This window comes from Rubripirellula tenax (genome assembly GCF_007860125.1).
In the GTDB taxonomy this organism is placed as follows: domain Bacteria; phylum Planctomycetota; class Planctomycetia; order Pirellulales; family Pirellulaceae; genus Rubripirellula; species Rubripirellula tenax.
Genome location: NZ_SJPW01000033.1, coordinates 1 through 2,629, shown reverse-complemented (window position 1 = coordinate 2,629; position 2,629 = coordinate 1). Strand labels below are relative to the sequence as shown.

General features: G+C 52.2%; 3 protein-coding genes. All 3 read right to left on the bottom strand.

Annotated features, from left to right (window positions below):
- Positions 1-273 precede the first annotated feature (273 nt).
- On the bottom strand, positions 274-1,074 hold the full coding sequence (locus tag Poly51_RS30175; protein WP_146462670.1) for a PEP-CTERM sorting domain-containing protein: 801 nt from the start codon (positions 1,072-1,074) through the stop codon (positions 274-276).
- A gap of 21 nt (positions 1,075-1,095) precedes the next feature.
- Complete coding sequence (locus Poly51_RS30170; protein WP_146462669.1) at positions 1,096-1,488, bottom strand: hypothetical protein; 393 nt, start codon at positions 1,486-1,488, stop codon at positions 1,096-1,098.
- Positions 1,489-1,602: 114 nt separating this feature from the next.
- The gene (locus tag Poly51_RS30165) at positions 1,603-1,881 is read right to left on the bottom strand and encodes a hypothetical protein (RefSeq protein WP_146462668.1); all 279 of its coding nucleotides are present in this window, start codon (positions 1,879-1,881) and stop codon (positions 1,603-1,605) included.
- Positions 1,882-2,629: the final 748 nt, after the last annotated feature.

The following is a 2,629-nucleotide window of genomic DNA, read 5'->3' as shown; positions in this document are numbered from 1 at the left end:
ATTGGGTCCGGGTGGTTTCGCGACGCAATTGTGCCGACGACAGTGGTTTCGAGATAGACCGTTTCCATCGCCACATTGTAAGCAATTCATACCCCGCACGCGAATTGCGTCCCTCCGTCGGCGAACGGCACCCGTCACTGGGCCGGGAGGGAAGAGTCAACCATTACGAAAACGCCCGCAAGCCCGGCTCCAGTGCACGGGATGGTTATTCGGTATTCTCTTGGCCGTTCCAACAACGGGAGGGAGTCAATTTGAGAATAGTTTGCGGCCTCCTTACTTTCGCGTCAGTTGTACCGGCCGTCTACGTCTAAACGCAAACAGAGAACCGCATGTCGCAACCAGCAAGAGCGATGAAGGCTCAGGAACCGCGGTTAAGTTTCCATTCACAATTATGGAGTTGCCGCCGCCAAGCACGTCCAATAGCGCAAATTTACCGAATGTTTCCGCTGCATCGAAACCGTAGAGACGAAACGTGCCGCTCGTCACGTTAGTAAATGCCGAGATGTCGATGTTTCGGTTAGCTTCTCCAAAATCGACGACCGAAGCGTCATCAAAAACGGAACTAAAACTAACTCCATCCGTGCTGAATTGTACGTCTATTTGTTTTGGCCCGTTTGAATCTCTACTGTATGCCAAATCCAGTGTTGTTAGATCGAAGGCATTGGTGGAAGTGAAGCCCCATTGAAAGTAATCATCCAAGTCTAGCGAAGAAGATGTTGTCCATTGTGATGCGGCATAAAAACCGTTGCTGAATGTCGTGGCATCAATTCCTGGCCCGCGAGCTAGATCGAGCCCAGTCACTCCAGTGCCTGTCGAACTTGCGGTCGAACCGAACCCGCCAGTGGGTCTGTACGAAACGATTAAATCAGCCGAGGCAGCCGTTGCAAAACAGAGTTGGAGAATGACTAAATAGCCTGCGAGTCTCATGAGATTTCCTTGGGTGATACTAGCGTAGGTGTGATTTTCAAAAGGTCGATAGCCAACAGTTACTAAAGCCGAATAACGATGGCGGTAACCCAGCCGCCGAGTTTGATGCTGATGTAAGTAACGACGCAATCGGCGGCTTGGGTTCACCGCTTGGTTATCTGGATTTTTCTAGATGATGTGACGATCAGGGAGTTTCTCAGCAGGTATCTTCGATCGAATATGATCGATCATCCATTGTCGCTGCACTTCGCTTAGTACTCCCTTGCGGGCTTCATCCATCAGCCAACCAGCGCCATATGAAAACTCTAAGACCTTTTCGCTGCCATGAAAGAGTTGAATCGAAATTTGATCGATCGGTTCTGTATCGATGAATGGACGCCATTTTGCATTGCCGTAGATTTTGCGCAAACCCTCGACAGTCTCGCGATCCGTAATCTCGTGCCCATTCGCGACAATTCGGTCTGCGTCCTTCATCGCCCGCATTACCGAGGGCTTGGGGAAAGGATTAAGAGCGGAGCAACCCGCAGCTAGAGTAATGGTGATTATCGCAATCCATCGCATGAGTTCAGTCCAGATAACGGCACGCGTCACCCGGTACGCGCGAAAGATTTTCCATTTCAAAACCGCCCAGCTCGCGTACTCGGGTGCACGCGATGGTTCCCCGCTCTTACAGGCTCAGAGCGACGGACGAAGTGCTAGGATCAGTCGTTTGATTTCCGTGAATGTATCAACGGGCATCCAGACTCCAAAGTCCCAGGTTACATCGTCTTGTCCGACTACAATGGCCATAACGTTGCCGTCGCAACGGGACCAGTGCGTGGGCGCGTTGAAACAAGTCCCGGCCGTGACGGCATGCTCATCCGGCACGACGGGCAATTCCTCACGATTGAGACGACCAATGTCATCAGCGGATAGCAGAACGTTGATTTCGTAGTTGTCTCCTTGGATTTTCACGCCAACAACGCTTTGGGTTCCAGTGAGTACGAGTTCAGCGACAACATCTGGACGTTTCACAAAGTTACAGCCTCTGTGCGAAGTTCAAGAGTGGAATCATCCCAGTCGGGGAACGGTACGGATCAGCGGGGACCGGGAGTAGAGCATCCATTCGCGAAAATTGACCACCGGTCCTCCGTTGCATCCGATGGTTACCCGCTTGGCGTCGCCGAGTCGCTCGCTTCAGGATTCATTCCGCCAACGCATCCCATTATTTTACGCGCTCGACGAGCAACGTATACGCACATAGTGCCGCCGGACGAGTGTGAAAAGAGCCAGAAATCGCACAAGTCGTCAAGATGTGCGCGAAACCCATCGCAAAGTACCACTGTATCGTCTCTGACCGATTGTTTTCGGTCGCAACACTCTGCTTCTAGCAGTCGATCCAAGTGTCTGCGGCGCAGTTCAAACGTTCGAGCCATTTCTTCGATCGATTGTGTCGAGTTTTCGCTCACGGAATGTAAGGACACAGTTCCTGCCTCAATCCCGGAGATCAGCTCGTCGCGATGACGAAAATCGACGTTCCGAAATTCGGCGACAAATCGAGCAAGGTCGGCGTTCAGGGAAGCACCCTCTGTCGGGTAACGGTTGCCGTCACCGAGCCGGAAGTGACGACTTTCCATCGTGAAAAATGCCGCAAGTCCGGCTTCGCGTGCACGGCATGGTTCCCCGTCATATACGTCTAAAGTAACTCATCCGCTGGGATACG